We start from the raw sequence: 22300 nt of genomic DNA, 5'->3' as shown, positions 1-22300 counted from the left end.
TTACTTCCGGTAGCGGCATTCCGTTGTCGTAACCTGAACAACCGAACTGGCCCATGCGTCTGCGACTTCTACTTGCCGTATTCACCCTGTTGCCCCTGCTGGCTACCGCGACCCACAACCGGGCCGGGGAGATCATCGTGCGGGCCGCCGGCGACTGTGGTGACCTCGACGATCAGTTGCGGGCCTGTGCTACCATTATTACCTATACGGAGACGGCCCAGACGGACGTGGACCGCGACAGCCTGCTGCTCGACTGGGGTGACGGAACCACCCAGATGATCGGGCGTACGGCCATTATCCCGACCTCAACCCCCGGTATTCAGCGGAACGAGTACACCCTCTGCCACCGCTATTCGGCCTTCGGGCGCTACGTGCTGAGTTTCCAGGACGTCAACCGCGTCCGGAACGTCCGGAACATTCCGGGATCCGTCAATATTCCCTTCAGCGTGATCACCTCCTTCACGCTGGTCAACCCCATACTGAACGGCTGCAATTCCTCCCCCGAACTCACCCAGAACCCCATCGACAACGCCTGCATCGGATCGGTCTGGACGCACAACCCCGGCGCGTTCGACATCGACGGTGACAGTCTGGCCTTCGAATTCACGGTACCGAGCTTCGCCCCCCGCGCGCCGATCCCCAACTACGTACTACCCAATATGGTCGCCGGTGCCACGGGAAGCCTCGTCATCGATCCGCGTACGGGACAAATCACCTGGGACACCCCCTCGGCACCCGGCGAGTACAACCTGGCCTTTCTCATTAAGTCGTTCCGCAACGGCATTCCGCTGGATACCGTAGTGCGCGATATGCAGGTTTTCGTGGATGACTGCGCGAATGATCCGCCGGTGATCGACATCGCGCGGGAGGAAATCTGCGTCGTGGCCGGGGAACTGGTGGAATTTGACGTCGTGGCCACGGCCCCCCTTACGGACGCTGACCAGTTGGTAACCCTGACCGCCAGCGGGCGACCCTTCGGTCTGGCGGACAATCCGGCAACCTTTTTGCCCGAAACAACGGGCCCTCAGCCCGACCCGGTCCGTAAGACCTTCCGCTGGCAAACCAGTTGCGCCGACATCAGCAACCAGGAATACTTCGTAGTCCTGCGGGCGGTCGATAACGGCGATCCGCGCCCCTCCGGGCTAGCCACCCTGCGTACGGTGGCCATTAAGGTCGTGGCTCCGCCGCCGACCGATCTTCAGGCCACGGTCGAGGACGAACGCATTACCGTCACCTGGGCAAGTCCTTACCGCTGTGAGGACAGCCCGGATCCCGACTTTCTCGGCTTCACGGTCTGGCGCCGGGAGGGAAGTAATAATTTTGCACCGGATACTTGCGAAACCGGGCTCTCCGGAAGGGGCTACGTGCAGCTCACCGACACCGAGGTCACCGACATCGCCGACGGGCGGTACTTCTTCGAGGACGATGACGTGATCCGGGGGCGTACCTACTGCTACCGGGTACTGGCCGTTATGGCCCGCCGTACCGCGACGACCGGACTGATCTTCGAGGAGATCGAATCCATTCCCTCCGAGGAGATCTGCGTGCAATTGGCCCGCGACATTCCCCTGCTAACCAAAGTCGACATCACCGAGACCAGTGCCAGCGACGGCCGCATCGACGTTTGCTGGATCCTGCCCGATCCGGTGAGTCTCGACACGATCGGCAATCCAGGGCCCTACCGCTACGTCCTCAGCCGCGCAGAAGGACAGACCGTCGATCCCGCCGCCTTTACCACCGTGGCGACTTACGAAACGCCCTTCTTCGGCGTACAAGTGGATACCTGCTTTACGGATACCGACCGGAACACCGAGGGACTGGCCTATTCTTACCGTATCGAACTTTTCGTTGACGGGCGAAACGAACCGGTGGGGGAGGCGCAGCCCGCCAGCACCGTCCGGCTTGGTGGTGCGCCCACCGACCGCGCCGTGGACCTGAACTGGACGGAAGTGGTGCCCTGGACGAATCTGACCTACGAAATTTACCGCTCCCTCCCCGGGAACCCCGCTTTCGAATTGCTCACCACCGTGACGGAGGGAAATTACCGCGACGAAGGACTGGAGAATGGTCTGGAGTACTGTTACTACGTGCGAGCGCTGGGCAGCTATAATATAGACGACATACCCTCTCCGCTGCTGAATCGCAGCCAGATCATTTGCATTACGCCGGAAGATAACGTGGCACCCTGCGCGCCCGAACTAGAGGTAGAGAGCGTGTGTGACCGCGCCGTTGACTGTACGGTTCCGGGAAACCTGTTCAACATACTGCGGTGGCGATCACCCGCTGACGTCTGCGGGGATGACGATATCGGAGGATACCGGGTCTACTTTGCTCCCGATAGCAGCTCCGCTCCCGCGCTCGTCGCCGAAATTCAAACGCCGGATCTGCTCACCTTCGACCATACTCCTCCGGACGGCATTGTCGGCTGCTACACCGTCACCGCTGTGGACGGCAACGGCAACGAAAGCGCGCCCAGTAACCGCATCTGCGTGACGAACTGTCCCATCTACGAATTACCGAATGCCTTTACGCCCAACGGCGACGGGCGGAACGAGACCTTTCAGCCCATCGCGCTTTGCTTCGTTGAACGGGTGGACCTGAAGATCTTCAATCGCTGGGGACAACTGGTCTTCGAAACCCAGGACCCGGCCATCAACTGGACCGGGACGAATCTGAACGGCGATGCGCTTCCCTCCGGGACCTACTACTACGTGGGGCAGGTGTACGAACGGCGCCTGGAGGGCATCGTCGTCAGCGAATCCCGGGTCAGCGGTTACGTGGAGCTGATCACCAACCGGTAAGCTCCCGACGAATCAGCCGGTACATACCGGGTTTGAGGAGCAGGCCGTAGCCCAGGGCCGAGAAGAAGGTGAACATGGCGTAAATGAGCGCCGGTTTAAGGGCCTCCTCGTTGCCCAGGAAACTTCCGGCGATGAGAAAGGCAAGGCTCGTGTTCTGAATGCCGATTTCGATTCCCAGGGTAACCTGATTGTCCCGACTCAGACCGAAAAGCCAGCCGCTCAGGCGACCGGTGGATAGTGCCAGAAGGTTGATCAACAGCGCTACGGGAAGGATCTGCCCGACGTCCGTCCAGGTCAGCGCGGCACCGCCGTGGCTGGTGGGGGCGAGCAGTTTGAGGGTGAATACGAGGGCCAGGAACACCATGGCCAGTCTCCGTAAGTGGGGCTGCAATACTTCCGAAGGGCGGGGGTAAACGTAGCGAACGATCATGCCCGCCAGTACCGGAAGAAGTACGATGGCGAAAAGCCGCGCGGCCGTCGGCAGCATGGGTAGGTGCGCCGCCTGGGACCCCGGATAATAAATATCCACCGCTAAGTTGACGATGATCGGGACGGTAATCATCGCCAGGGCCGAGTTGCAAATGGTGAGACTAACGGCCAGGGCGGTATTCGCGCGTAGTAAAAATGAGATAAAATTGCTGGACAAACCGCCCGGGCAGGCCGATAAAATTAAAAAGCCGAGAGAAAAAGCGGCCGGCAAATCCAGGAAGCCGGTCACGGCGAACGCCAATGCAGGTAGAACCATTAATTGTAGGAACAATCCATAAGAAAGGATGCGAGGCGTCATAAACAGGTGACGAAAGTCTATCGTCTTGAGACTTAGCCCGATGGAAAACATGATCAACGCCAGGACGACGGTGATGAGGTAGTCGATCATTTTAGGGTTGACATTTTCCCATATGAAATTTTCCCGCTATTTTTGTGGCACGCTAGATACATTAGTTGTGTCGGCTTCCTTGCAACATTTGGTTTTAGCCGATGGCGGGGACGAAAGAATCAGGCTTCGGCAGGAGCCTAAAGATATTAATAGGGTTTTAGGTGTTTATTTCCGGACCGGCTGCGCTTGCGCGACCGGTCTTTTTTTGCCCAATAGACTAAGCGGGTTGCGGAGGTCGTTATTGCTGCAAGGGTTTCGACCCGTTCCCTCTACGTAATTTTGTCCGCAGCCCCCCTTGGGCCTTTCGTCTCTCCACAACAAAGCTTAAACCGCCGCTCTCCGATTATGAAGTTAGTCCATACCCTCCTGTTTTTGCTCCTCTGCGGCGTTAGCCTGCAGGCACAGGACATCCACTTTTCGCAGTTTTATATGTCGCCCCTCAACCTGAATCCGGCCATGACGGGGGTAATGAACTGTAACAGCCGCATCGCGGTCAACTACCGTAGCCAGTGGGCTTCCGTGCTGGGCAATAATGCCTTCCAGACCTACAGCGTCAGCTATGACCAGCGGGTGGCCGTCGGGCGCAACGACTTTTTCGGTTTCGGCGGTACCTTCTGGGGCGACCGCGCCGGTGAAGCGGATTTTGCCACGACTACCGCCAAGGCTTCGGTCAGCTACTCCAAAAAGATGGGGGGCAGCCGGAAGTTCGGCAATTACCTGGTGGCGGGTGCCGAATTTGGCGCCGCTCAGCGCAGCCTCAACTTCCTGGCACTGCGGTGGGGATCTCAGCACGACGGTGACGGCGGGTTCGACCCCGGCGCTCCGAGCGGTGAGAACGGACTCGACCGCGACCAATTCCTCTTTGCCGATCTGGGGGGCGGCCTGCTCTGGTTCATGGTCTTCGACGAAAACAACAGCCTCTACGTCGGCGGTGCATTTCACCACCTCAACCGGGCCAACCAGAGCTTCTCCAACGACGGGGAGGATCTGCTCTACAGCCGTTACACCGCCCACGCCGGCGGTGAATTCATGATGAACAATCGCATCGGACTCGTGCCCGGGGTCATCCTGATGAGCCAGGGACCGAGCTTTCAGGTGAATGCCGGTACCAACGTCAAGTTCCTCCTCGACGGCGGACGAAACTCCGCCAGCCAGGCCTTTCAGGTCGGTCTGTATACCCGGATCAGCAACCGCCTCGACAGCAGCGTACTCACCGATGCGCTCATCCTGAGTACCCGGTTCGACTACGATAACTTCGCCCTCGGCTTCAGCTACGACATCAATACCAGCGATCTCAAGGTAGCTACCGACGGCAACGGAGGGTTCGAACTCTCCCTCCAGTACAAAATCTGCGGAAGCCAGCGGCGCGGTGTATATTGCCCACAATTCTAGTGGACAGTTATAACCGTAACACCGCCTATGTTCGGAAGGAAAAGGAACAAGCGCTCGTCGGTAGATGAGCGTGCCGGCAAGACAACGGAAACCGCCGCCCCCGCGGAGTTCAATGCCATCGGCGAACACACAACCATCGACGGTAACTTCACGGCCGCCGGCGATATCCGCATCGACGGCACCGTAACGGGTGACGTCATCTGTGGCGCACGCCTGATCATCGGTCCCCGCGGCACCGTCACCGGTAACATCGAATGCGTCAACGCGTCGATCGAGGGCCGGCACGTCGGCGATCTGCTGGTAAAGGAAACCCTCCATCTTTCCGGGACCGCCAGCCTCACCGGTACCATCACTACGGCAAACCTAACGGCCGGAGAAGGTTGCTCCATCGAGGGTCCCTGTACAGTAACGGGTAATATCGATTCCGCCGCAACGGTCACGCAAACCGCCCCGCCCCCCCCGGTTGCCGAGGCCAAACAACTCAACGGTGCCCCCGCCTCCTGATCCTAAACACGACGCCCGTGCCTGGACGAAGTACATGGGCATCGGTGCCCAGTTGATCGGTACGATCGGCGTGTGCATCTTTATCGGGCTCTGGCTCGACGGACAACTCGGAACCAACCCCTGGATCACTATTCTGCTGAGTCTGATCGGCGTGGTCGGCGGCTTGTGGGTGAGCGTTAAGGACCTACTTTAGCCGGTGCGGCAGCGGCGGGACGGAAGGCCCCCGCTTAAATAATTTCCAGACTTTCGCGAAGTACGTAGCCCTGACGGCCATCCCCCAGTTGAACCTTGACGAAGCGATTCACTTCATCCGTGATCCGCACCTTATGCCCCGCTTCCAGTTCCGCTTCCATGGACCCCGCCGCGGTGGGCGATACCCGCAGGGTCGCCCCCTCCGGAGCGGTCAGAATGGCCTCGTCGGTCTGATGTAGGTATGCATTGCGCGTCCTTCCGAGCATGATGAAAAGGAAAGCAAGGGTAGCGGCGACTACGGACAGGGGGAGCAGGGCGAATCGTCTCTTTTCTTCCATCTGCCGGCGTCGCAAATACCACCATACGGCTCCCCCCACCGCGAGCCACCAGCAGAACAGACCGATCAGGTACGCCGCCGTAACGCCGACGGCCGCGCCGGCCAGCCGCCACCACCGCAGCAGGAAAAAATCGGGAACGTCCGGCGTGGTCAGCCCCGCCTCTTCCCGCACGTACCGGATATTATTTCGCAGGTCCGCGTTGCCGGGCCGCAACCGTAGTCCCCGCTCGTAGGCCAGAATAGCGGAACCGAGGCGACCGGATTCGAAGCGCGCGTTGCCGAGCGCGTGGTAGAACTCCGCGTTCACCTCCCCCCGACGTTCCAGGCTATCGAGAATTTCCGCGGCGTGGAGGTAATCATCCGCCGCTAACTCCGCCTGTGCCGCCTCCAGGGAATAGGTAGTCTGAGTTCCGAGGACGGAGCCCACCAGCAGGGAGGAAAGGAAAAAGAAGGTGCGCAGCATGACGCAAAAGTAATTACTGTAATTCGGGGAGTCGCGAGAAGAGATCGGCGAACCGACGGGGGCGGCGCGCTTCCTCCCACCGAAAGCCGTCCAGGCGCAGGCCGTCGTGGTCTACGGCGTCCATAGGGTCTAAGCGGCCCGCGGGAGCGCTGAGGAATTTGATGCGCTCCACGGCGCCCGCGGCGAAGTACAGGATCATCGTGCTGCACGCCGTTTTATTCACGCCGATGTAAGCGCCTCCGTCGTCCTGGGCGTAATAGATCGCCTCGGCGTTTCCCTTCACTTCGGTCCGCCGCAGCTGACTACTGTCGAAGTGGGCGACGATGTCCTTCCCTTTGACCTGATTAAAGAATATGAGGTCCGGGGAAGTGACCACCAGGGCATTGCGTCGCAGGTGTACCCGGTCCGGTGCGCTGTTGCGGAGGTATAGGTCGATGGTGTCAGCGGTTAACTGACTGGTATCCTGCCACAGGACGGGGTCCCGGTACAGCGTCAGGACAGAATCAACCGTATTGAAACCGAGGGAGTCGGCTACGGCCTGCAGATCGTTCTTCAGGATGCGCACATCGGGGTAGGCGGACAGGTAGCGGACGGTATCGCCGTTGGTGTCTACTTCATCCGAGCGGACGGACAGCAGCGTATCCGCGGCCATAAACATGGTATCGCGGTCAAGCAGGGTAGTGAGCAGGGCACGCCCGTCGCGGCCACCCGAGGCCTTCAGGTAGCCGGAGTTCTGGTCATAGTCGGCCCGCGCGGCCTCGATCTTCACCTTCGCCGTCGTATCCTCCCACACCACGTTACCCGTAGCCCGACTGAGTCCGGTCTCCTCGTCGGAATACATGCGGTCCGCCACCAGGATCATGGGTGGATTGGACACCCGGGGGCGCCCCCCCGAGACGGCGTAGCTAGCGGTGACCGCATAATAGTCGATGGAGTCGCCGGAAACCGTCTGTACGGAATCCACGACGGTCGCGCGGCCGGCCAGCTGGTAACGGTCCTCGGCGCGGAAGTAGTTGATCCGGTCGGCGGTTGCCCGCTGGAAGTCACCCTCCGCCACGTAGGCATCGCCCTGGAGGACGTACAGTTCCCGCTTGCCGAAGTACTGTATGGAATCTGCTGCGGCGAGTCGCTCCCCGCTACGGTACTGGGCATTCGTGCGAAAAACGGCCTCGTCGAGGGCCACGTCGTAGTAGCCGCTTTCACAGTAGATGCGGTGGGTATCGCTGCGGATAACGGTGGGGCCCAAAAAGTAGACCCGTTCGTTGGCCAGATCGTACCGTAAGGTATCGGCCCGCATCTCGAAGCGATCATCTACCACGACCACGCTGTCCCGGAAGTAGACGTTGCGCGTGTCCGCGTAGTAGTATCCGTGGGTACTGCTCAGCTCGGTACTGCCGTTCGTTACCCGGCCCCCGGTATGGTAGGTGGCCAGCTTCGTGGCCAGATCGTAATCCAGCCGCTCAGTGAACAGTTCGGTGCGCCCGCGCTTCAGCACGACTTGGTCGCGGAGTTTAGCGAGTAAGGTTTCCGCATTGTAGTCCAGGTACTCGGCGAAAGCGGCAATACTGTCGCCCTGCTGTATGGTGACGTTGTCGTAGGCGTACAGCTGTACTTCGCTGACGAGTTCGGCGCTGTCACAGTACATAAAGATGCTGTCCTGACTCAGTTCGACTTCCCCGATCAGGCGCTGAACGCCGCCCCGCTGCAGCATTCGCAACTCGTTGGCGTGATCGATACTTACCACCTGTTTCTCGGAGGGCGGGGCCTGCTGGCTCCAACCGACCACCGGTAGCACGCACAAGGGCAGGAAGAGGAACAACAGGCGGTGGAGCATAAGCGGGCGCAAAGATAATCCGTTCCCTAACGTGGGGCCACCACCGGACCGCGGTTGGTCGGTGAGCCTTTAACGGAGCGTTAACTTCATGCCGTCGAAGCCAAGTTCCACCCCGTCGGGGAGCCGGGCGGCGAAGTCCGCATGCGGTCCCAGACGATGGCTCAGGTGGAACAGCACGGCCCGGCGGGGAGCGATCCGGGCGATGTAGTCGAGCGCCTCGTCGACGGATAAATGGCTGTGCGTGCCGTGGTAGTTCAGGCAGGAGATCACCAGAGTGCCTAGGTTTTGCAGTCGGTCGAGGGTAGCTTCCGGAAGCCGCTTAACGTCCGTCAGGTAGGCCAGGTCGCCGGCGCGAAACCCGAAGATGGGCAGTTTTCCGTGGTCTACCCGCAGGAGTTCGACACTAAGCCCGTCAACGCGAAGTTGGTCCCCGAAAGTCATTTCCCGCACGTCCAGTTTGGGTACGCCGGGGTAATCGGTAAAGGCGTAGGCGAAGCGTTCCCGCAGCTCGGTGGCGACCCGGGGGAGACAGTAGACGGGCATATCGATCCGTTGCATGAAGCAGAACGGGCGTACGTCGTCTATCCCGGCGGTGTGATCGTTGTGCTCGTGGGTGAGCAGGATCCCGTCCAGGCGGTCGGTGCCGGTGGCGAGCATCTGCGCCCGGAAGTCCGGACCGGCGTCGATGGCCAGGCGGGCGTCGCCGACGCAGAGCATGGCCGCGGTCCGCAGCCTCTGGTCGCGGGGGTCGGTAGACGTACACGCCACGCAGCGGCAACCGATGACCGGTACGCCCTGTGAAGTGGCCGTACCCAGGAGATGCAGGTACATCCGTTAGCGTTTCTCCTCCCAGGTCCAGGCGGTCCGCATGATGTCGTCGACGTCGTAGCGGGGTTGCCAGCCTAATTCGCGGGTGGCCTTGGTCCGGTCTGCGTATACGGCGATCACGTCACCGGGGCGTCGCGGGCCGATGTCATAATTCAGTTTGCGCCCACTCACCTTTTCGAATGCGTCGATCACCTCCAGGACCGTGAGGCCTTCGCCGATGCCGAGGTTGAACAGTGCCGGATTTTCCGACGATTTCCCGTCGATGAGGTATTCCAGGGCCAGGGTATGGGCGTGGGCCAGGTCGGAGACGTGCACGTAATCCCTAACGCAGCTGCCGTCGCGCGTGTCGTAGTCGCTGCCGAAGACCGTCATCTTGTCCCGCTTACCGGCGCCGACTTCGGTGATGACGGGGACGAGGTTGCTGGCGGGGTTGGAAGCATCCTCCCCGATTTTGCCGCTGGGGTGGGCGCCGGCCGGATTGAAGTAGCGCAGCAGGATGGCGGAAAAATCCGGGTGGCGGGCGCAGAAATCAGACAGAATATCCTCACCGACCTGCTTGGTGCGGGCGTAGGGGCTTTCGGCCTCCTTCCGGGGGGTGCTTTCAGTAACGGGCAGCTCGTCGGCGTTCCCGTACACCGAGCAGCTGGAGGAAAACACGAGATTCCGGCGACCCTGTTTGCGCAGACCGTCGATCACGTTGATGAGGCTGTTCAGGTTGTTACGGAAGTACTCCAGGGGCTTATCTACGCTTTCGCCCACGGCCTTGTAGGCGGCGAAGTGTATGGCTCCGTCGAAGGTGTGGTGTTCGAACAGTTTGGTAGTGGCTACGGGGTCGGCCAGATCGATGGTATGGTTGACGACCCGCACGCCGGTGATGGCTTCGATGCCGTCGAGCACGCTGGCCTTACTGTTGTGGTAATTATCGGCACTGACCACCTCGAACCCGTTTTCAATGAGGTCGACCACGGTATGGCTTCCGATGTAGCCGGTACCGCCGGTCACTAATATTTTTCCTTTACTCATGTCGTAGGTGCGTTAGTCATGGGTTAATTTGATGTCTTCCGGATCGATGTCGATGCCCATGCGGGCCATCAGCGCGGTGGCGTTAAAGCTACGGCTTACCCCCCGGTGAAGCTTATAGTCGAACACCAACTCCCCGTCCCGGGTCTGTACTTCCATCGCGTAATTTTCCACGCGGCTGCCTGCTTCGTTCTCCAGCGCGGCGAGTTCGAGGTCGTGAGTGGCAATGATGCCGGCTCCCCGTTCACGGATCAGTTGCCGGATCAGGGCGCGGGCGCCGGTGTGCCGGTCGCGGCTGTTGGTTCCCTTCAGGATCTCGTCGAGCAGAAAGAATACCTGCTGCCCGGGGTCGGTGACCGCTTCGATGATCGCCTTGAGTCGTTTAAGCTCGGCGTAAAAACTGGAGGTGCTCTCACTGAGGTCGTCGTGCGTCCGCATGGAGGTCCATACCTGTAGGGCGGCGGTGCGCAGGTGCCGTGCACATACGGGGCCACCGGCACGGGCAAGCACGATGTTGATCCCCACGGTGCGCAGCCAGGTCGATTTGCCGGCCATGTTGCTTCCCGTGACCAGATGTATGTGCCCGTCGGTGGCGATGCCGATATCATTGGTAACCCTCCCGGCGGGTGGCAGGAGGGGGTGTGCGAGCTCGGTTCCTTCGAGTACTTGCTCGTCGGTCAATTCGGCTTCCGTCCATCCCGGATGGTTGAATCGGAGGGTGGCCCAACTTACGCGGGCATCGTTTTCGGCAAGGGTGTCGAGCCAGTGCGGGAGCTCTTCGCGGTAGGCAGCCCGCCAGCGGTCGAGCCGGGACAACCACTGCACGCTCCACAGGCCCGTAATTTCCAGCAGAAATACGAACGGATTGTAGCGAACGTCCAGCTGACTTACGTAGAACGACAAGCGTCCGGTCGCGTCCGCCGCGGCCCTGCCCTCCGGAGTCTCGAGGTGACGGAACAGCCGCTCGTAGCCCTTCAGCAGGCGACCGGCCTGGGCCGTATAGGCATGCTCCGTCGCGGCGGTTCCCGCGTAGCGACGAAGAAGCAGGAAGGCGGGCAGAAAAAAAAGCAATCCCAACTGCCACGGCTGTTGGGTCAGGCAGAACCAGATACCGACCACACTAAGTGCGGGGGCCGCGAACCGCATGACCCGGGCATAGGTGCCGGTGACCGCCGCGGGCCGATCTATCCATTCCAGCAGCCGGCGTGCGTAGGCGGGATCGTCGTGCAGTTCGTGCCCCAGGGTACGGAACTGAATGCACCAGTCGGGTCGGCCGGCCAGGGCCCGTCCCGCCCGCCGCCGGGCCTCCGCTTCCGCGTGGGGCGCGGGCGTGAGGAGCTGATCCGCTAGCCGACGCGCACCGAGGGCGGTCACCGTGCGATTTACGTACTGGTAGAGGGAGTGGGGACCGAAGATATCCAGATCGCCGGCGTAGGGGTGTTGCGGGGAGCTGAACTCCCGTCCGTCGGGCCACTGATCGAATCGGTGGGCGATGCCGGATAACTCCGCTTCCGCCAGTTGACTTTGCACCCGCGCGCCCGCCGCCTCCGCTCCAATCCGCCGGTGGTAGCGCACCCCCGCCGCAAGCAGGGCGATACACAGCACCGTCGCGGCGGCCCCCACCCAGAAGGCCGTCGACCACGCCAGGATAAGCCCTCCCACGATCGCCACGAACAGCAGGAGGCGGACCACCGCGAGGCGATCGTAGCGTCGTTGCCGACTTTCGGCCAGCGCCCTTTGGGTACGCGCCAGGTCGGTATAGTACGATTGGGGGGTATTCACGACCGCAAATATGCAAAGGATGCCGGTGATGAGCGTTGTACCTTTCCCTCCATAAACCCACTACGCGATGTTTCGCTACGTCATTCAGGTAGCAACTCCTTACAGTACGGGCACCGGTATTTACCTGCCCCAGTACGATCTGATCGTCACCAACGAGCACGTCGTCCGCGATACGGCCTCGGTGGTGGTCGGGGCCCCCGGCATGGAGGAGCAACTGGTGCGGGTCGTGTATCTCGACGCCCATTACGATCTGGCCTTCCTCCACCTTGAGCGCGCACACCGCCCGGATCCACTTCCGCTCGGAGGAGCAGTTACCCTGGGGGACCCGGTCACCGCCATCGGACTACACTTCGGCGGAGACCTGCAGTCGGAAACCGGCACGGTAACGGATACCGACCACAACCGCAACGGGATTCGCTATCTGTTGCATGACGCCCGCGGCGAGTTTACCTACGGGGGCGGCCCGCTGATGGATGCCGGAGGACGTTTGGTCGGGGTAAATATGATGGACCTACCGGAGCTTCCCCCCCGGACCTTGTGCTTACCCGTAACAACCCTGGAGGAAATTCTGGATGCTTTCCGCGCGGGGGGGGGGGTACCCGCCGCCCGCTGCTTTGATTGCCGGACTATCACCTTCGAAGCCGGCCACCGCCTCCAGGACCGCTGTCCGAACTGCGGAGCGGGGCTCACGCTGCCCTCGCTGGTACACGATCCGCAACCCACCGGGGTCAATGCAACCATCGAACAGATCATCACGGCGGGAGGGCACGATCCGCGGCTCGCCCGGCGGGGCCCGAATTTGTGGAATATCCGGCGGGGGAGCGCCACCATTCAGCTGGCTTACCACGAGGACAGCGGGCTGGTAACGGGCGATGCCTACCTCTGTAAGGTACCCACCGACGCGGGGCCGGAGCTATTTGCCTACCTGCTCCGGGAGAACGCCCGACTGCGGCAACTGACTTTTTCCACCTACGGGCGGGACATCATTTTGTCGTTGTTGATCTACGACCGCTACCTCTCGGTGGACACCGCATTGCCGAGGTTTGAACGGCTGTTCGAGCAGGCGGATGCCTACGATAACGTGCTGGTGGAGGAATTCGGGGCCGGCTGGTAAATGCGGCGGCGATCAGTTGAAGAACTGATCGTAACCCGTACCGTCGCTTCTCTGCTGGGGTTTCGGACGTTCCCGATTGAGCTCATCCAGATCCAGCTGCTCTTCGGCTCGGGCCGAGGGGCGATCGTCGAGGTCAAACTTGATGTGGCCTTCGCTCAGGAGCAGTTCGCTCTTCTGCTCCCATTCCTCGAGCATGCGCAGTCCCTCATCGGCGAATACTCCGTTCTGCAGGTCGACGCTGGCCATGAAATTGTTACTCAGTTCCATCATACGTTCCATTTCACCGACCTTATTGGCCACGTCCTCGGTGATGGCTTCCATGGCCTGATCGAACATGGCGCGTTGGTCCGGATTACCGTTGATCACGCTAATGGCGGACTTCATGGCGCCGTGACTGGCCCGGATGGCTTTGCGTTCCTGAATGCGTAGATCTACCTGATCGCGGGTGTCTTCGAGAAGCACCTCGCTATTCTGGTGCATGCGGTTGAGCACGCGGTTGAGCACCTCCATCTTGGTCAGCAGTACCTGGTATTTCTGGTTGCTCTCCCGCAGTCGGGCGGCCCGACGGCTGCTCAGGATCATTTGTTGGTTCTTACCCTTCTCCTTCGCCAGCGCCGCCAGTTTCAGTTGTTTCTGACTCTCCGCCTCGTTGGTCTCCATGAGCGTCGTGAGGTGCCGCATCTGTCCCCGGATCTTTCCGATCTGTTTGCGCATGTCCTGCAGATTGCGTTCCAGTTCTTCCACGTAGGACTGCAGGATGCCGATGGGATCGATGTTGACAAACAGGCCGGTCACCCGCCGCATCGCGCTTTTGTACATGTAGGCCAGCAGCGTCCGGGTGCGGGGATCGGCAATGGCGAATACGACGGCGAGCAACACCAGGCCGGCGACCACGATGCCGATCGTGGTGGACAAAAAGGGTAAGATGACGCCCGAAAAGGTAGTGACCAGCAGGCCGGCACCGGCCAGGAGGGCAACGAGAAAGATGAGGCCCGTCACACCTTCGGGGCGTTGCCAGAAGGATTTGTTACTGCTTGCCGGTGGCATCATTAGTTGGGGGGCTTAGGGTATTACGCGACGGATATCGGCCAGATCCTGGTTGATGGTTTGCGTGATCACCTCCAGGGCCTCCTCGAAGCCTTGCTGGTTTTCCTCCGCCTTGGTACGGGCGGCCTGGATCTGGGCGTCGGCCGCCTCGATTTGCTCGCGTGCCGCCTCGACCTGCTGACGCAACTGCTCAATCTTCGTTTCCCAGTTCGCGATCTTCTTCTTCAATTCGCCGGTCTGCTTGGCCTTGCCCTCGACGTTGTCGACCAGGTGCTTCTCCAGGCTGCGCATGAACTGGGATTTTTCGTCCTGCAGTACCTCGGCGTAGTATCCGGCCGTCTTGATGAGCTTCTCCTTCGTCAGCCCGACCGAGGAGCCGGTGATGAAGGCGGAATTGATGGCCGTATCCAGGTCCATACCGATGTCGGTGAGCCGGCCCACGGACTGTTTGAATTCAAGGTAGTCGAAGCCTTCGAGATTTCGCTTCTCCAGGGCCTTCATCAGGGCATTGGCAAATCGGTTGTTGGTACCGGACATGGGGGGGGGAGTTTATGCAAGGAACAAATGTAAGGACCCCGGGCGGGACCGAGCGGCTACCTACCGGTCCGGTCCGGGGGCGGTGTGATTGGCGAGCCGGGCGTCGACGTCACGAATATCGTCTTCCCGCGGGTCGGGGAGCCAGCGGGTAAGGGTGGTCCGGGCACGGTCCCGCACGTCTTTATTGATGTAGGCGGCGATGGTCATCAGCCCGGCGCCGAGCACCGTGACGTCGTCGGTGTACCCAAGGATGGGGGTGAGGTCAGGAACGGCATCCAGGGGCATGACGAGGTAGCCGAGTGCGCCCAGTACGATCTTCTTCGCCCATCCCGGCGTCTCCTCCCGCTCGTAGGCGTAGTACAACAGCAGGGCGGTGTAGACGGTCTTGGTTCCCGCCGTGCGGGCAAACCCGGCAATCTTGGTCCAGAATCGCAGCGGACTGAAGTAGCGACGGTAGGATTGGTATTTCATGGTGGAAGCCGTGATTTAGTACGGAAACGCACGAGGGGTCGCCTGGGTTAACGTCCCCTCCCCGGCCGGGAAGCGAAAGCGCGAACCCTGCCCTTATATTTACCCAATGGATACAGTAACCGTACCGGCCGATCTGTTGCCCGAAGTGAAAGCCCACGTCGAGCAGTACATCAAGGACAATATCGACCCTAAGTTCGTCTACCACAACTTTCAGCACACCTGTGCCGTCGTGGAGGCGGCCGGCGAGCTGGCGACCCACTACGAACTGACCCCGCGGGAGCTGCTGATCATCCGAATCGCGGCGTGGTTCCACGACACGGGCTACGCCGAGGGGTGGGCGGAGCACGAGCGCCGCAGCGCCGATCACGCCGAAGGGTTTTTGCGGGAGCGGGGGGTGACGGATGACGCCCTGATCGAGGAAGTGCGCGGAGCCATCATGGCCACCCGCATGCCGCAGCAACCCCACACCTTCCTGGAGGAGATCGTGGCGGATGCCGATCTGAGTCACCTGGGGGATACCAGCTACTGGGACCGCTGCGGGCGCGTGCGTCAGGAGTTCGCCCTCACCCGCAACGCGGTCATGTCCGACCAGGAGTGGATCGACTTCGAACTCGCCTTCATGGTCGATCACGAATACCACACGGAGGCGGCGCGCGAACTTTTCGGGGAGCGGAAGGAAAAGCATGTACGTCAACTCTACAAACGTAAAAAAGCCCTCTATCCCGACCAGACCCCGACCACCCTCGAGGAGCTCGAGCGGACCAAACAGCAGAAGAAGCAAATCAGAAAGAACAAGGGCGAGAAGGCGGGCAAGCGCAAGGAGCTACGACCCGGCCGCGGCGTGGAAACCATGTACCGGGCCACCTACCGCACCCACGTCAATCTCAGCAGCATCGCGGACAACAAAGCCAACATCATGCTCTCCGTGAATGCGATCATCCTGAGCATTTCGGCGGCCAACCTGTTTCCGAAACTCGATTCCAATCCTCACCTCACCGCCCCTACGATCATCCTGGTCGGCGTATGCTTACTGTCGCTGTTCTACGCCATTCAGGCCACCCGGCCGAAGGTGACGGAGGGGAAAGTCAGCCTGGAAGACATTAAGGCCAAGCGCAGCAATTTGCTCTTCTTCGGCAACTTCTATAATATGGAACTCGACGACTTCCACTACGGCATGATGGAGATGATCCGCGATGAGGATTTTCTGTACTCTACCATGACCCGGGATCTTTACTACCTCGGCGTGGTACTGGCCAAGAAGTACACCTACCTGCGCATCTGCTATAACGTCTTTCTGTTCGGCATTATCCTGGCCGTGCTGTCTTTCGTGGCGGCGTCCGTCTACTACAACCAGCAGACGGAAGTGCGGGTCGGCAGTTCGTTTTTCGGATTTTAGGTGCCGGGCCGCCTTACTTCACGTCGACCTCGATACGCTTGTCCTGGTTAGCGAGTTGCCAGGCATTGTAGAACACCAGGTGTCCGATGCGGGCCATCTTTTCGAAGTTGATCTTTTCGATCGTGTCCGTGTCCCGGTGGTAATCGGCATGGCTGCCGTTGAAGAAGAAGATACTCGGGATGCCGTTGCGCGCGAAGTTGTAGTGATCCGACCGGTAGTAGTAGCGGTTGGGATCGTCTTCGGCATTATAGGTATAGTCCAGCTCGAGCTGGGTAAAATCGCGGTTCACGGTCTCGTTGATGCGGTGCATTTCGGAACTGAGTCGATCGCTGCCGATGACGTAGATGTAATAGGGATTTCCGGCGTGCTTGGGGTCGACTCGTCCCACCATGTCGACGTTGATGTCGGCAATGGTCTGCTCCAGGGGGAAGACGGGGTGGGTGGCGTAGTACTCCGAGCCTAATAATCCTTTTTCCTCTCCGCTGACCCAGAGAAATAGTACGCTGCGGCGCGGTCCTTTACCCTCCCGTTTCGCCTGTACGAATGCTTCGGCGATCTCCAGGACCGTGCTCGTGCCCGATCCGTTATCATCGGCCCCGTTGAAGATCGCGTCACCGCGCCGTCCGATGTGATCGTAGTGGGCACTGACGACCAGGATCTCCCGTTTCAGCACGGAATCGGTACCCTCCAGGAAGCCCAGTACATTCTCGCCGATCAGCTCGGTCACCGCCTTGCGCTGGGTCAGTACCATATCGGTAGCCACCGTCACCGGGCGGGATCGCCCCGATTTTTCAATCTTCTTGCGCGCTTTGATCACCTTACGGTAATCGTCTCCGAGGAGCTCGCGCGCCAGGGTCGGGGTGATGTAGACGTGGTTGGCTTCGCGCCGCTCGGCCTCGGTCCGCTCCGCCATGCGCATTCTCCCGTCGAGGGTTTCCTTGCGTACCTCCTGGACGTTCTGCTTGAAGGCGGGGTCAATAATGAGGACGGTTTCGACTCCCCGTTCGCGGGCGAGTTGCAGTTTTCGCGCGTTATCCAGGCTCCACGTCGACGGGTCCTTCGTCCCGGTAAGGATAAATCTACCGTTCCGATCACGGGGTTCGCCGGCGAAGATGAGGATGGTTTTACCGCTGACATCCCGGTCGCGGTAGTCGCTGTAGCCTTCGTCGTCGATTCCGTAGCCCAGGAAGGTGATTTCACCGATCCGTACCGCTTCCCGGCTGTCGTTCCGACTAGGTGCCGCGTAAAACTCCCATAAATGGCGAAGCTCCTTTCCGTGTAGGGTCAGGCTGATCTCTTCCCACTTCTGGCGACTGAATTTGATGGTCTGGAAGTATCCATCTTCTTCCCCGATGGCCGGAAAGCCCAGCGCTTCCAGTTGTGAGCGTAAGTAGGCGGCCGCTTTCTTTTGTCCGGGTTCGCCGGTTTCCCGGCCCTCCATATCGTCGGCCGACAGGATCGTCAGGTGACGGCGAAGGTCGGCGGGGGTGATGGTGGCGGCCAGTTCCCGCGCCTCCTCGTCGGTCGTAGGCAGGGGAGCACGCTGGGCGGTCAGGGGAAGGGCGCTCAACAGGAGGCAGAGCGCCAAAGCGGAAATACGGTTCATGGGCGGTTAACGTAGCCGGGACTAGGAGTGGTTGAACCGCTAAGGTAACGTTAAGCCCTATTTGTCGGTCAGCCGAATGCGGGTGCCCAGGCGAAGCATGGTATTGTGGATGCGGTCTTCCAGGGGGCCCTTACCTCCGTCGTCGTTTCTCACCGTGATCAGGCGGGTTACGGTAGGCGAGAAGTAGAGGCTCCAGTGATCGGTGAGTAAGCGCTCCACGCGAACATTTCCGCTCAGGTACAGGCTGCTGTTGTCGAGGAGCGACCCGCCCTCCAGATACCCGGATTCGGGGGTGAGGATCTTGTTGGTTCCACGCTCCCGGCCCTCGTAGGGGATGTTGCCGGCAATGCGGCGCTGCTCGCGGAACTCACGGATCTGCCGATCCAGGTCGTCCATGGTGAAGCCATCCCCGAGTTTAAATTCGGAGGATAGGATCACGTTCATGGCCATGCCTAATCCGGCATTTAGCCGCCACTTGTCCGTCGCGTGGAGTTCGCGTTCGTAGATCAGGGGAATAGATACCGTACTGTACGTCAGCCGGCCGAAGCGAATACGGTCTTCTTCCTCGCGTTGGTTGTGAACGTTCTCCAGGCTGAGGATCTCCGCCGGTACGTAGGACCGGAAGCCGTAAATGAGGCCGGTCTGCAGACCGTTGGCGCCCTGAACGATGTCGACCAGGATGCCCGCGCTATGTCCGGTGGACAGATTGGACTGCGGCTGAATACCCAGCGAAGGGTTTTCGAGGGTAACGACCTGATTGAAGTCGATGGGGGAGGCGAATACATTCAGGTAGTACTGAATGGCCTCGACCGGTTGCAGGCGGGGCAGACTCAGGGCGGGCTGCACGTCCTGGGGCAGCAGGGAAATGGTGTAGGATTGGCGCGGCAGCAACCCCGTGCGCTCTACCGTCCGAACGGTGCGGAAACGGGTGGCCTGGGCCCGGGGCGTGGGTACCCGGACGGGTAGGGGAGCAACTACCGAAGCAGCGGACACCGCGGCCGCCGGGGTCGGGGGCACCTCGGGGGGGAGCGCCGAAGGGGAGTCAAGAACTAAACCGGGGGGCGAAGTCGGAGGGGATGCCAGGCTGATGGGGAATGCCGCCGTCGGCACTTCCACTTCGTTTGCGGCCTGGGGACGTAGGGTGGGCAGATCCCCCAGACGAAGGAACACCAATAGGGCGCTGAGTAAGAGGGCGGCTTCCGAAACTTTCAGGCAAAACACCATTTCCCGCCGCTGGCCGATGAGCTCGAGCCGCGCGGCCAGTAGGGCCCAGCCGGAGGGGGCGGCCGGCGCGGTCTGCTGAAGACTGGTGGCGACCAGTTCATCCACCCGGGCTTCGGCGGCGGACAGCTTGGCCTCGAAGGCGTCCCAGCTGCCCGTTGGGGCGACGGGTTGCAGGGTAGCTAGTTTATCGGCTACGGACAGGTCGGAAGGGGTAGGAGCGTCGAGCTTTTCGACTAGGGTGTCCCAGCCCCGGGCCGGTGGCGGCGGCAAGCTTTCAATCCGCTGGCGGATCAGTTCGTCGAGAGGGTGTGTTTCTTTCATTACTAGCGGCCCGGTGCGGTAAGCGATTTTTGTAGTTTGTTTCTCGCTTTGACCAGGTTGGAACGTGAGGTGGAATCGGTAATATTCAGTTGATCGGCAATCTCCTTATGGCTATAACCTTCGATAACGTAGAGGTTGAAAATCGTGCGGTAAGTGGGCGGTAGCTGCTGGACGGCCGCCAGAATTTCCTGAGCGGAACACTGGGCGATCACGTCCGGTACGTCGCTGCTCACGTGGTAGGCGCGTTCCAGGTCCTCGGTACGTCGTCTTACGGTTCTCCGGTAGTAGTCGATGGCCGTATTGACCGTGATGCGCCGCATCCAGGCCAGCAGTGCCGTACCACTTTCGTACCGTCCGATTTTGCCAAAGATCTTGATGAAGGACTCGTGAAGCAGGTCCATGGCCTCGTCTTCACTACCCGTATACCGCTGACAAATAGCCATCAGGGGGCTGAAATGCGTTTCGTACAACACGCGTTGCGCCTCCCGATCACCCCGTCGCAGCGCGGCTACGAAGCGTTCTTCATCATTTTCCAGACATATCGTATAGTCCATACTGATTTCTACGGGTTAAACCGATGCGGACAGGCAGTGCCCAGCGGCAGTACCGACCGCTTCCACGGCATAACCGTAAGGTAAACGGTTTCGGGAAAGAATGTGCTGCCAACCGGTCCTAAATTAGTCGCGCCCGCCGCAACAACGGCATTTTAACTACCTTAAACCATGGCCTCCATCCACGTCAATTCCCCCGCCGGTCGTCTCACGCTGCATAAAAGCCCCGCCCTGGTCGGCCTGAAGATCAGCGGTAAAGCCGCCCCCCCGGAAGTGCGGGAGGCCGTCATACCGGACCTCGGCGGCTTTGAGGTGGTCACCCTCGATCCGGAGCGCGACGTCGACGAAGCCCTCGATGCGGTTCGGACGCACGAGGATGTGCGGGTCGGTACGCACGTCTACTTTGCCGAAAACGATAACCGACCCGTGGTACCCACGGGCCTGATCTACTGTACCCCGGCACCGGAGACGGACCCGGAAGCGGCCCGGCTCATCTTCCGTCGGTTAAACCTGGAGGTAGAGGAGCAGCGGGAAGACGGTACTTTCGTGCTCGCGGTCTCCCGCCGTAGCCGCAATCCGCTGCGGGTAGCCGCGGACCTGCAGTCGCTGCCGGCGATCGCCTCGGCCATTCCGGATCTCGACATTCCCCTCGACCAGTACTTCTCTGAACCCCGCGACGGGCTGTTTCCCGAGGAGTGGCACCTCGACAACGGGGGGAGCGTTCCGGGCGTACCCCACTTCCCCCTGAAGCCCGGCGCGGACGCCCGGGTCCGCGCCGCCTGGGAACGATTGAACGATCTCGGATCAACCAGCCTGACCATCGCGGTGATCGACAAAGGCTTCGACCTCGACCACCCCGACCTGGCGGGCAAGGCCACGGCCGCGTTAAACGTCACCGCGAACGAGTCGAGGCTGCCCACCGGCCCGGCCGCCGGCACCCACGGCACTCCCTGCGCCAGCATCGCGCTGGGGGCAGCCAACGGAACCGGCATCGTCGGTGCCGCTCCGAATGCGCGGCTGATGCCCCTCCACGGACTCACGTATTCCGTACGGTATACCGAACGCATGTTCCAGCACTGCATCGACCGGGGTGCCGACATTATCTCCTGCTCCTGGGGTACGGTGGAGGCCCGCTACCGGCCCGGACCCCTCCACGAGCGCGCGATCACGGCGGCCCTTACGACGGGTCGCGGCGGTCGGGGTTGCGTGGTGGTGTTCGCGGTGGGCAACGAGGGCAGGGAGCTCATCAATTACTACGCCCGCCTGCCCGGCGTGATTGCCGTAGGCGCCTCCACCAGCAACGATACCCACGCCGCCTATTCCAACCGGGGCAGCGGCATTACGGTGGTCGCCCCCAGCGACGGAGGTTGGCCCGTGCTGGCCGCACGGGCCAGTTGGGATCCGGGGATGACGGGCGTACCACTTAGCGAACGGTACTACGTCGACGGCCGCGACCGGGGCCCCCACCACAAACACTTCGGCGGCACGTCCAGCGCGACCCCCCTCGTGGCGGGCATCTGCGCGCTCATGCTCTCGGCCAACCCCGAACTCACCAGCCGGCAGGTCAAGGATATTCTGGAGCGGACCGCGGATAAGATCGGTACCCCCGGCGATTACGACGCCCGGGGCTACAGCATGCGCTTCGGCTACGGTCGGGTAAACGCGGACCGGGCGGTAGCCGAAGCCCTGCGCTCTCGCGGTACTTCCCCGGCTCCCGCGCCCCCGCCCCCCTTCCACGATCGGCCTACTACCCCGAGCGCATTTGGCCTGCAGGTCAGTGCCCTCCGCGACCGCACGGGAGCCGCTGCCCTGCGTACGAAGCTGATGGCGGAATTCGGTCTGCCGGTACTGCTGCAGGAGGCGAATACGCATACGGGATTAGTATACCGCGTTGTCGTAGGTGATTTTGCTACGGCGGATGCGGCCAGGGAACATGCCGGCCGGTTGCGATCTGCCGGATACCAGCCCTTCTTACGCAAGCTGGCAACGGCGGGGTGATGCGC

The 22300-nt window shown here is 61.1% G+C and carries 19 protein-coding genes; 7 read left to right on the top strand and 12 right to left on the bottom strand.

The genetic code is table 11. From position 1 onward, the window contains the following. Positions 1-53 precede the first annotated feature (53 nt). Positions 54-2801 carry a gliding motility-associated C-terminal domain-containing protein gene (locus NMA52_RS06795; RefSeq protein WP_254826901.1) on the top strand — a complete coding sequence of 916 codons (2748 nt, stop codon included), beginning with the start codon at positions 54-56 and terminating at the stop codon, positions 2799-2801. Here NMA52_RS06795 and NMA52_RS06790 read toward each other — a convergent pair. Beyond that, positions 2788-3678, bottom strand: coding sequence for a bile acid:sodium symporter family protein (locus NMA52_RS06790; protein WP_254826900.1), 891 nt, complete (start codon positions 3676-3678; stop codon positions 2788-2790). The genes NMA52_RS06795 and NMA52_RS06790 overlap by 14 nt on opposite strands. Before the next feature lie 345 nt (positions 3679-4023). On the opposite strand from NMA52_RS06790, the gene NMA52_RS06785 reads away from it, so the two are divergent. The 3 genes from NMA52_RS06785 to NMA52_RS06775 are packed head-to-tail and all read left to right on the top strand — an operon-like array spanning position 4024 to position 5767. Continuing rightward, positions 4024-5070, top strand: a complete 1047-nt coding sequence (locus tag NMA52_RS06785; protein WP_254826899.1) for a PorP/SprF family type IX secretion system membrane protein — start codon at positions 4024-4026, stop codon at positions 5068-5070. A 27-nt stretch (positions 5071-5097) separates the two neighbouring features. After that, positions 5098-5574, top strand: a complete 477-nt coding sequence (locus NMA52_RS06780; protein ID WP_254826898.1) for a polymer-forming cytoskeletal protein — start codon at positions 5098-5100, stop codon at positions 5572-5574. Further along, positions 5558-5767 carry an AtpZ/AtpI family protein gene (locus tag NMA52_RS06775; RefSeq protein ID WP_254826897.1) on the top strand — a complete coding sequence of 70 codons (210 nt, stop codon included), beginning with the start codon at positions 5558-5560 and terminating at the stop codon, positions 5765-5767. Before NMA52_RS06780 ends, NMA52_RS06775 begins: the two co-directional genes overlap by 17 nt. Positions 5768-5801: 34 nt before the next feature. Here NMA52_RS06775 and NMA52_RS06770 read toward each other — a convergent pair whose 3' ends face one another. From NMA52_RS06770 to NMA52_RS19100, 5 genes are all read right to left on the bottom strand, one after another. After that, complete coding sequence (locus NMA52_RS06770) at positions 5802-6566, bottom strand: SH3 domain-containing protein (protein ID WP_254826896.1); 765 nt, start codon at positions 6564-6566, stop codon at positions 5802-5804. Positions 6567-6579: 13 nt separating this feature from the next. Next, complete coding sequence (locus NMA52_RS06765) at positions 6580-8400, bottom strand: OstA-like protein (RefSeq protein WP_254826895.1); 1821 nt, start codon at positions 8398-8400, stop codon at positions 6580-6582. 69 nt (positions 8401-8469) lie between these two features. Further along, positions 8470-9231: an MBL fold metallo-hydrolase gene (locus NMA52_RS06760; RefSeq protein WP_254826894.1), complete on the bottom strand. Its 762-nt coding sequence runs from the start codon at positions 9229-9231 to the stop codon at positions 8470-8472. A gap of 3 nt (positions 9232-9234) precedes the next feature. Next, on the bottom strand, positions 9235-10251 hold the full coding sequence (gene galE, locus NMA52_RS06755) for a UDP-glucose 4-epimerase GalE (protein ID WP_254826893.1): 1017 nt from the start codon (positions 10249-10251) through the stop codon (positions 9235-9237). A 12-nt stretch (positions 10252-10263) separates the two neighbouring features. Continuing rightward, positions 10264-12030: a hypothetical protein gene (locus NMA52_RS19100; RefSeq protein WP_254826892.1), complete on the bottom strand. Its 1767-nt coding sequence runs from the start codon at positions 12028-12030 to the stop codon at positions 10264-10266. Positions 12031-12097: 67 nt separating this feature from the next. On the opposite strand from NMA52_RS19100, the gene NMA52_RS06745 reads away from it, so the two are divergent. Further along, positions 12098-13144, top strand: coding sequence for a trypsin-like peptidase domain-containing protein (locus NMA52_RS06745; RefSeq protein WP_254826891.1), 1047 nt, complete (start codon positions 12098-12100; stop codon positions 13142-13144). 12 nt (positions 13145-13156) lie between these two features. On the opposite strand, the gene NMA52_RS06740 is transcribed toward NMA52_RS06745, so the two are convergent. From NMA52_RS06740 to NMA52_RS06730, 3 genes are read right to left on the bottom strand one after another with little or no spacing between them, the layout of a single operon-like run. Beyond that, positions 13157-14194: a hypothetical protein gene (locus NMA52_RS06740; RefSeq protein WP_254826890.1), complete on the bottom strand. Its 1038-nt coding sequence runs from the start codon at positions 14192-14194 to the stop codon at positions 13157-13159. Between the two features lie 12 nt (positions 14195-14206). Further along, positions 14207-14728, bottom strand: coding sequence for a hypothetical protein (locus NMA52_RS06735; RefSeq protein ID WP_254826889.1), 522 nt, complete (start codon positions 14726-14728; stop codon positions 14207-14209). 60 nt (positions 14729-14788) lie between these two features. Further along, a complete protein-coding gene (locus NMA52_RS06730) occupies positions 14789-15199 on the bottom strand; it encodes a YkvA family protein (protein WP_254826888.1) in 411 nt (136 codons plus the stop codon). 106 nt (positions 15200-15305) lie between these two features. On the opposite strand from NMA52_RS06730, the gene NMA52_RS06725 reads away from it, so the two are divergent. Next, entirely contained in the window at positions 15306-16595 is a 1290-nt protein-coding gene (locus tag NMA52_RS06725; RefSeq protein ID WP_254826887.1) for a Pycsar system effector family protein, read from the top strand. Positions 16596-16608: 13 nt separating this feature from the next. Here NMA52_RS06725 and NMA52_RS06720 read toward each other — a convergent pair whose 3' ends face one another. The 3 genes from NMA52_RS06720 to NMA52_RS06710 are packed head-to-tail and all read right to left on the bottom strand — an operon-like array spanning position 16609 to position 20300. After that, a complete protein-coding gene (locus NMA52_RS06720; RefSeq protein WP_254826886.1) occupies positions 16609-18201 on the bottom strand; it encodes a M28 family peptidase in 1593 nt (530 codons plus the stop codon). A 57-nt stretch (positions 18202-18258) separates the two neighbouring features. Continuing rightward, positions 18259-19746: a hypothetical protein gene (locus tag NMA52_RS06715; RefSeq protein WP_254826885.1), complete on the bottom strand. Its 1488-nt coding sequence runs from the start codon at positions 19744-19746 to the stop codon at positions 18259-18261. A 2-nt stretch (positions 19747-19748) separates the two neighbouring features. Then, the gene (locus NMA52_RS06710) at positions 19749-20300 is read right to left on the bottom strand and encodes an RNA polymerase sigma factor (protein WP_254826884.1); all 552 of its coding nucleotides are present in this window, start codon (positions 20298-20300) and stop codon (positions 19749-19751) included. 168 nt (positions 20301-20468) lie between these two features. On the opposite strand from NMA52_RS06710, the gene NMA52_RS06705 reads away from it, so the two are divergent. Further along, positions 20469-22295 carry a S8 family serine peptidase gene (locus NMA52_RS06705; protein WP_254826883.1) on the top strand — a complete coding sequence of 609 codons (1827 nt, stop codon included), beginning with the start codon at positions 20469-20471 and terminating at the stop codon, positions 22293-22295. The last annotated feature ends 5 nt before the right edge of the window (positions 22296-22300 follow it).

The organism is Lewinella sp. JB7 (assembly GCF_024297185.1).
In the GTDB taxonomy this organism is placed as follows: Bacteria; Bacteroidota; Bacteroidia; order Chitinophagales; family Saprospiraceae; genus Neolewinella.
This window is presented reverse-complemented; position numbering and strand designations above follow the sequence as displayed.

Bases quoted from the DNA above. Each gene is read 5' to 3' on its own strand.
- NMA52_RS06795 (WP_254826901.1), top strand. From the start codon at position 54: ATGCGTCTGCGACTTCTACTTGCCGTATTCACCCTGTTGCCCCTGCTG.
- NMA52_RS06790 (WP_254826900.1), bottom strand. From the start codon at position 3,678: ATGATCGACTACCTCATCACCGTCGTCCTGGCGTTGATCATGTTTTCC.
- NMA52_RS06785 (WP_254826899.1), top strand. From the start codon at position 4,024: ATGAAGTTAGTCCATACCCTCCTGTTTTTGCTCCTCTGCGGCGTTAGC.
- NMA52_RS06780 (WP_254826898.1), top strand. From the start codon at position 5,098: ATGTTCGGAAGGAAAAGGAACAAGCGCTCGTCGGTAGATGAGCGTGCC.
- NMA52_RS06770 (WP_254826896.1), bottom strand. From the start codon at position 6,566: ATGCTGCGCACCTTCTTTTTCCTTTCCTCCCTGCTGGTGGGCTCCGTC.
- NMA52_RS06765 (WP_254826895.1), bottom strand. From the start codon at position 8,400: ATGCTCCACCGCCTGTTGTTCCTCTTCCTGCCCTTGTGCGTGCTACCG.
- NMA52_RS06760 (WP_254826894.1), bottom strand. From the start codon at position 9,231: ATGTACCTGCATCTCCTGGGTACGGCCACTTCACAGGGCGTACCGGTC.
- galE (WP_254826893.1), bottom strand. From the start codon at position 10,251: ATGAGTAAAGGAAAAATATTAGTGACCGGCGGTACCGGCTACATCGGA.
- NMA52_RS06745 (WP_254826891.1), top strand. From the start codon at position 12,098: ATGTTTCGCTACGTCATTCAGGTAGCAACTCCTTACAGTACGGGCACC.
- NMA52_RS06740 (WP_254826890.1), bottom strand. From the start codon at position 14,194: ATGATGCCACCGGCAAGCAGTAACAAATCCTTCTGGCAACGCCCCGAA.
- NMA52_RS06735 (WP_254826889.1), bottom strand. From the start codon at position 14,728: ATGTCCGGTACCAACAACCGATTTGCCAATGCCCTGATGAAGGCCCTG.
- NMA52_RS06730 (WP_254826888.1), bottom strand. From the start codon at position 15,199: ATGAAATACCAATCCTACCGTCGCTACTTCAGTCCGCTGCGATTCTGG.
- NMA52_RS06725 (WP_254826887.1), top strand. From the start codon at position 15,306: ATGGATACAGTAACCGTACCGGCCGATCTGTTGCCCGAAGTGAAAGCC.
- NMA52_RS06720 (WP_254826886.1), bottom strand. From the start codon at position 18,201: ATGAACCGTATTTCCGCTTTGGCGCTCTGCCTCCTGTTGAGCGCCCTT.
- NMA52_RS06715 (WP_254826885.1), bottom strand. From the start codon at position 19,746: ATGAAAGAAACACACCCTCTCGACGAACTGATCCGCCAGCGGATTGAA.
- NMA52_RS06710 (WP_254826884.1), bottom strand. From the start codon at position 20,300: ATGGACTATACGATATGTCTGGAAAATGATGAAGAACGCTTCGTAGCC.
- NMA52_RS06705 (WP_254826883.1), top strand. From the start codon at position 20,469: ATGGCCTCCATCCACGTCAATTCCCCCGCCGGTCGTCTCACGCTGCAT.